This is a genomic window from Advenella faeciporci (assembly GCF_014652395.1).
GTDB lineage: Bacteria > Pseudomonadota > Gammaproteobacteria > Burkholderiales > Burkholderiaceae_B > Advenella > Advenella faeciporci.
In genome coordinates, this window is the sequence record NZ_BMYS01000039.1 from 1 (window position 1) to 6,545 (window position 6,545).

Here is a 6,545-nt window from a genome sequence, read left to right on the forward strand (position 1 = left end):
CAAAAAATGGACCATGCCCATTCGCAACTGGAAGCTTGCACTGAATCGGTTTATTATCGAGTTTGAGGATCGCATCAGCGATTATATATAACCCAGACGGTTACACAGAATTATTTACACCCTCAAAATAAATCCCCCATCAAACAATCTGCAACAACTGCGGCCGTTTATACAACTGCATCCTGGTAAACGCCACCATCCGCTCAAACAAATCGGGTCTTGCCAAGCGCCTCTGCCACCACGCAAGCGCCTTGCCTGGTGAGTCATTGCGCCACGCCACATACAGCGTCTCTATCGGTTTCGGAATGCTGACCTCCATTTCAACCAGCAAACGCTGGCGCACCGCCTCTTCGACATAAGGCGCTGGCAAAAACCCAAACCCCAACCCCGCCATTTGATATTCAAACTTGCTTAGCAAATTGGGCACCGTAATACTGGACTGCCCTGACAGCACCCCTACCGTGCGGGCCGGCAGTCTTCGGGCCGAATCCGACACCACAATGGCATGATGCGCCAGTAAATCGGCTTGCGTTAAGGGGCGATTCATCTGCGCAAGTGGATGACTGGGTGACACCACAAAACTAAACGGCATCTGCCCGATCAAATGCGTATGGTACTCGCCACTCAAAGAAATATTGTCAATCGTTACCCCAATGAAAATATCGGTTCTGCCATCCTGAAGCGACTCCCAGGTACCCGACAGCACCTCTTCTGAAATCCGTATACCCGTTTGACTGGTTTCCTGGTGGAAAGCCTGCAAATCATCCTTCAGGCAAAGTGAAGAAAACATGGTATTGACACCAATCCGCAACTCGGTTTCCCAGCCGCTAGCCACCCTTTGCACCCTGTTTTCAAGCTCGGCCGCTGCCTGCATCAGCACCCTTCCCTCTTTCAGCAATTCGGCTCCGGCCCGGGTCAGACTGATTTTGGGGCCGTTGCGTACAAACAATTTAACATCCAGGTTTTCTTCCAGCTTTTGCACCGTATAAGAAACTGCCGAAGGGACGCGGAACAATTCCTTGGCAGCGCCGGCAAATGAACCGTGCCGGTCAATTGCATCCAGCAAATTCAAAGCTTCCAGACTGATCTTGAACATGAGAAATCCTTAATCCATTTCGCAAAACAGGCCACCAAACTGTTGATCGTTGATCGTTGATTGTTGATCGTTGACCATTAAGCAAACCATTATATTCAAATAATTTGATGATACACCGCAAAACATTCCGTTTTTCAAACCAGAATAAATAAATGATAATACCTACATATTGAATTTAAACAGTTTTTATAAGAAAAATAAATTTTCAAATAAACTGTTCTTATATGAAAGGAATATGACATGTTATCTATCACCAGAAGTCATGAACGGGGACACGTCCAGCACGGATGGCTGGATAGCCACCATTCATTTTCATTTGGCAGCTACTACAACCCCAAACAAATGGGTTTTGGCCCGCTTCGCGTTATTAATGAAGACAAGGTAGATCCAGGCCAGGGCTTTGGCACCCATGGCCATGAAAATATGGAAATCATCAGCTATGTGCTGTCAGGTGCGCTTGAGCACAAAGACAGCATGGGTAATGGTTCCATTTTGCGTCGCGGCCAGGTTCAGCGCATGAGTGCCGGCACCGGTGTCTTGCATAGCGAGTTCAACCCTTCCGTAACAGAAGAATCACATTTTCTGCAAATCTGGCTTTATCCCAACCAGAAAGATGTTGAACCCAGCTATGAAGAGGCTGTTTTCAGCGACGAGGACAAACAGGGTAAGTGGTGCCTGATCGCATCTGACAGTGGTGAACAAGGCTCTGTGCGTATTCACCAGGATGCAAGGCTGTATGCGGGTATTTTTAATGGCCAGCAGGCACCCGAATACACACTGGCCCATGACCGCATTGCTTACATCCATGTTGTGCAGGGTGACATCACCATTAACGGCCAGGAACTGCATACAGGTGACGCGCTTAAGCTGACCGCCGAATCACGGATCCAGATCCAGCAAGCCAGTCAAGCAGAAGTTATATTATTTGATATGATAGCCCGCTAAACGGCTGTCATGAAACGTTTAATTGCCATGTCAGGTTCCGAATGGCAACGTAAAAATGAACAGGAACTGAATAATTTTTTTCAAAAGGGTTAGACATGAGTTTTTTAGATAAATTGAAGTCCCGTCGCAGCATCTACGCATTGGGTCGCAACGTAAACACCGACAACAGCACCATCGAATCCGTGATCAAGGAAGCCATCCGCAATTCACCTTCCTCTTTCAACTCACAAAGTTCACGTGCCGTTATCCTGTTCAACGGCGAACACGACGCTTTCTGGCAAATCGTTGAAGATACCCTGCGCGCTATTGTACCGGCCGATGCTTTCGCCGCCACCGAAGCCAAAATCAACAGTTTCCGTGCCGGTCACGGTACCGTTCTGTTCTTTGAAGACCAGGACGTAGTCAAAGACCTGCAGGAAAAATTCGCCGCTTACGCAGACAACTTCCCGATCTGGTCCGAGCAGGCCTCTGGCATTGCCCAGCACGCGGTATGGCTGGCCCTGGCTGACCACAACATTGGCGCATCATTGCAACATTACAACCCCATCATCGACGAGCAAACAATGGCCCGCTGGAACCTGCCCGCCAGCTGGAAACTGCGTGCCCAAATGCCATTTGGCAGCATTGAAGCCCCTGCCGGTGAAAAAGCATTTATGGATGATGAAGAGCGTTTCCGCGTCTTTGCCTGATTTTTTGCAAGCTGGACAGCCCGTGCGAAGCGCTCCGCATGCGGTTGGCCAGACTGGCAAATAGCAGCAGCCAATTATTATTAAAAAAACCCGGGATGCCGATATTAAAGACGGCTTTCCCGGGTTTTTTTTGAAATCCAGCCAATAGGCTGGATTTTTTGATGACGTCAATGAAGCGTTAGAATTACTCGTCGCCCATTCTTTCGATCACGTCCTTTTCGTTCTCGAAGTTTTCAATGGCAAACTGGGTATAAGCCTTGTTATCCATATAGTAGGTTCTTACGCCGTAATCCTTGATAACTTTAAGAAAATCAGGGTCTTCCATGGCCGCTTTCACTGCCAGATCCAGTTTTTCAACAATTTCCTGCGGCAAGCCTTTGGGACCTGCAATACCCAGCGGAGAAGGAATAACCACTGAATAACCGGATTCGGTCAGGGTGGGAATATCAGCAAAGGCTTCAGGGCGTTTTTCTGCCGCCACACCTAATACACGCACCTTGCCAGACTCCATGAATGGAATGATGACGTTGGTGGACATGACCGCGTCCAGGTGGCCCCCCATCAAGGCACCAATGGCCTCAGAGTCTGATTTGTAAGGAACGTGAGTCACTTGAACGCCCGCTTCCTTGGCTAACTCCACAATGGCCACGTGGTTACCGGAATAACGTCCCGGAGAGCTGATGGTCAATTCACGGGGTTTTTCTTTGGCGTGTTTGAGCAGGTCATCAAGTGTTTTATAAGGAGAATTGGCATCAACACCCAGCGCGAAGTCATAACTGGCAAAAGCCGCAATGTAACTCAGGTCTTTAACAGGGTCATAACGGGTTTTCTGCAAATAAGGCTGGCGGAAAATACCAACCGGAGTCAGGGCCAATTTATAGCCGTCAGGCTTGGTATTAACCATTTCGTTGGCGCCCATGGAGCCGGCCGCACCGGGTTTGTTTTCAACCACAATGGTTTGACCAAGCTGTTTGGACAAACTTGCACCCAATGCCCGTCCAATAAGATCGGTGGTACCACCCGCCGCGTAAGGAACAACCAGTGTAATGGGTTTGCTGGGGTAACTGTCAGCGCCCTTTGCCATTGTTGCCGGGGTAAAAAAAGCAGCGCTTACGGCGGTGCTTAATACAGCCAATTTATAGAGTCTTTTCATAGATAAATATCTCCTGCTTCCGTGATCGGAATAATATCAGGCACAGCGCCCGGTAACCATATTGGTATATTCTATCATTAGACGGGTTGATTGCCTTAGCATCAGACCGGCTAATTGAATCAATATTATAAAATCATGTTTTGCATTGTGGAATGATTTAACGCAAGAAATGAATATTCAATAAAAAAATCCCCGGTACTCGCGTACAGGGGAGAGTAATTTCCAGCCTGGGATTTTCCGTAGCGGGATCAGGATTCCTGTTTCATTCTTTCTACAATACTGCGTTCTTCCTCAAACGTTTTCTGTGCAAATTCAGTGTACTGGGCAGCATCCATGTAGTCAGTGCGAATTCCATAATCTTTTAACACTTTGATTACTGCCGGGTCATCCATGGCCACTTTTACGGCTTTTTCCAATGTGGACACAATATTATCAGGTAATCCTTTAGGACCCGCCAGGCCCAATGGAGAACGAATCACCACCGGATAGCCCAGTTCCTTAAGGGTGGGATACTGGGCAAAAGCGGCAGGACGCGTTTCGGCAGCGGTTGCCAGAATCCTGACCTTGCCTGACTGAACGAAGGGAATCACGCTATTGGACACAACGGATGTTTTGATATGCCCGCCCATCAGGGCACCGACGTTTTCCGAATCTCCCTTGTAAGGGATATGGGTAAATTTCGCACTCACTGCCGTACCCAGTTCGGTCATGACCACGTGATTGCCGGTAAAACGTCCGGGTGTACCGTAATCAATCTCACCCGGGTTTTTCCGGGCATATTCCACCAGCTCTTTAACGCTTTTGATGGGAGAATCAGCCGCCACGGAAATGGTGAAATCATATTCTGCAAAAGCGGCAATATAAGTTAAGTCCTTGATGGGATCATAACGGGTTTGCTGCAAATAGGGTTGGCGGAAAATACCAACCGGAGACAAGGCCAGGCGATATCCGTCGGGCTTGGTGTTAACCATTTCATTCGCGCCCATGGAACCGGCCGCCCCCGATTTATTTTCGATGACGACGGTTTGTTTAAGCTGACGGGAAAGACTGTCCGCCATTGCCCTGGCAATGAGGTCTGTGGTCCCGCCAGGGGCATAGGGCACAATAATGGTAATGGGTTTGGACGGATAGTTATCTTGCGCAAAAGCCGGTGCACCCACTAAAAGGCCGGCCACTAGCGCGGGCAAGGTTATTGTTTTAATACTTTGCAAGCTGAAGGTCATGTCTCGTTTCCTGATGGCTTATATATTCATATGAAAGTGATGGCCCACCATTTCCATCAATAAAGTGGCAAATAGTCGGCAAAAAACATTCCGTATTTAAGTAAGGAGTTTCCACTATACGGTTAATAATAGTTGGATTTATCAAGGTAAAACATCTATCATTAACCCTAATAAATAAAATCATATTCCGCATTGCAGAATTAACACAGGAGGCTTTATATAATGAAAAAATTGGTATTGGCAACGTTGGCAGCGGTAAGTCCGCTCATGTTTTCACAAAGTGCCGTGGCTCAGGACAAGTGGCCGTCCAAGCCTATTACGGTGATTGTGCCTTACACCCCTGGTGGATCTACCGATACGGTTTCGCGGGTGGTTATGCAAAAACTGTCCGACCGTCTGGGACAAACCATCGTGATCGAAAACAAACCCGGCGCCAACAGCACGATTGGCACCGCACAGGTTGCCCGGGCAAAACCCGATGGCTATACATTCGTAACCGTCTTGGCCGCTTATTCCGCGAATCCGCATTTGTATAAGCTGAATTATTCCAATGAAGATTTCACACCGGTTTCACATATCGCCGATTTGCCGCTGTTCTTGTTTACCAGCAAGAAACTGCCGGTCAATTCGGTGCAAGAGCTGGTTGAGTATGGCAAGAAAAATCCATTGAATTATGCCTCTAGCGGAATTGGTTCAAGTGCGCATTTAACGGGTGCGCATTTTGCGAAGATTGCGGGTCTTGAGATGAATCATATTCCGTATAAAGGCAGCGCCCCTATTCTTGCTGATTTGTTAAGCGGTCAGGTTTCCATGGTGTTTGATCCCATCCTGGTACCCATGCCTTATGTGAAAGAAGGCAAATTAAATGTGTTGGGAGTCACCTCTTCAGAGAAGTATGAAGGCGAAGAATCGGTGCCCACGCTGGATGAATCAGGGTTCAAGGGCTTCAAGATGAACTCATGGGTCGCCCTGATGGCCCCGGCCGGTACGCCACAAGAGATTGTTGATCGTGTTTCAAAAGAAATTACCGAGGTGGTTAAAGACCCGGAGGTGATTGAGAAGTTCAAGAATGCGGGTTTTGTGCCGGTTGGCAGTACACCGGCTGAATTGGGCGAGTTGATTAAACGTGATTCCGAGCTGTATGGCAATATCGTGAAGGAATCAAATATAAAGGTGCAATAAAACTTAATATTTTATTACTTGTACCACCGGCTCCCACGCTGGAGCATGGGAGCAAGTTGAATGCTCTGCGTGGGAGCGAGTTGCATCTGAGGTTACTCGTTTACTCATACTCGTACTCGTTCCCATGCTCTGAACTGACCCCAAAAAGTTGGACACCCATTCAACTTTTAGGGGTCTTTTCAATGACAAAATATGATTTGCCGTTCAAAATCAAATTAGTCCAAGAGTATCTGTCCGGCCAGAGTGGCTATCGCCTC

The 6,545-nt window shown here is 47.9% G+C and carries 6 protein-coding genes; 3 read left to right on the top strand and 3 right to left on the bottom strand.

Features of this window, described 5'->3' with window-relative positions:
- Positions 1 to 139: 139 nt before the first annotated feature.
- Complete coding sequence (locus tag IE074_RS14565) at positions 140 to 1,096, bottom strand: LysR substrate-binding domain-containing protein (protein WP_189386173.1); 957 nt, start codon at positions 1,094 to 1,096, stop codon at positions 140 to 142.
- 240 nt (positions 1,097 to 1,336) lie between these two features.
- Between IE074_RS14565 and IE074_RS14570 the strand changes: the two genes are divergently transcribed.
- Together IE074_RS14570 and IE074_RS14575 are read left to right on the top strand one after the other, a co-directional pair.
- Positions 1,337 to 2,041: a pirin family protein gene (locus IE074_RS14570; RefSeq protein WP_189386174.1), complete on the top strand. Its 705-nt coding sequence runs from the start codon at positions 1,337 to 1,339 to the stop codon at positions 2,039 to 2,041.
- Positions 2,042 to 2,136: 95 nt separating this feature from the next.
- The gene (locus IE074_RS14575) at positions 2,137 to 2,730 is read left to right on the top strand and encodes a nitroreductase family protein (RefSeq protein ID WP_189386175.1); all 594 of its coding nucleotides are present in this window, start codon (positions 2,137 to 2,139) and stop codon (positions 2,728 to 2,730) included.
- Positions 2,731 to 2,914: 184 nt separating this feature from the next.
- Here the strand turns inward: IE074_RS14575 and IE074_RS14580 are convergent, their stop codons facing one another.
- Both IE074_RS14580 and IE074_RS14585 read right to left on the bottom strand, forming a co-directional pair.
- Complete coding sequence (locus tag IE074_RS14580; RefSeq protein ID WP_189386176.1) at positions 2,915 to 3,883, bottom strand: tripartite tricarboxylate transporter substrate binding protein; 969 nt, start codon at positions 3,881 to 3,883, stop codon at positions 2,915 to 2,917.
- A 248-nt stretch (positions 3,884 to 4,131) separates the two neighbouring features.
- On the bottom strand, positions 4,132 to 5,106 hold the full coding sequence (locus IE074_RS14585) for a tripartite tricarboxylate transporter substrate binding protein (RefSeq protein WP_189386177.1): 975 nt from the start codon (positions 5,104 to 5,106) through the stop codon (positions 4,132 to 4,134).
- Positions 5,107 to 5,328: 222 nt separating this feature from the next.
- Between IE074_RS14585 and IE074_RS14590 the strand changes: the two genes are divergently transcribed.
- Positions 5,329 to 6,288 (top strand): Bug family tripartite tricarboxylate transporter substrate binding protein, encoded by a 960-nt coding sequence (locus IE074_RS14590; RefSeq protein ID WP_189386178.1) that lies wholly within the window; start codon positions 5,329 to 5,331, stop codon positions 6,286 to 6,288.
- Positions 6,289 to 6,545: the final 257 nt, after the last annotated feature.